General features: G+C 54.6%; 1 protein-coding gene. It reads left to right on the plus strand.

Annotated features, from left to right (window positions below):
- Positions 1-238: FtsK/SpoIIIE domain-containing protein (locus STRDD11_RS13535; RefSeq protein ID WP_277593131.1), on the plus strand; the 238-nt coding region annotated here is incomplete at both ends.

Here is a 238-nt window from a genome sequence, read left to right on the forward strand (position 1 = left end):
GGAGATTCACCGCCGGGAGCGGCTCTTCAGAGAGTTTGAAGTCAATCATATCAATCAATACCAAAAGAAATACAAGAGCGGGGAAGCAAGCGAACCCCTGCCCCATCTCTTCCTGATCTCGGATGAGTTCGCAGAGCTCAAGGTCAACCAGCCGGACTTTATCAAGGAGCTGGTGTCCATCGCCCGGGTCGGGCGTTCCCTCGGGGTCCACTTGATCCTGGCTACTCAGAAACCCTCT

The organism is Streptococcus sp. DD11 (genome assembly GCF_001578865.1).
Taxonomy (GTDB): Bacteria; Bacillota; Bacilli; order Lactobacillales; family Streptococcaceae; genus Streptococcus; species Streptococcus panodentis.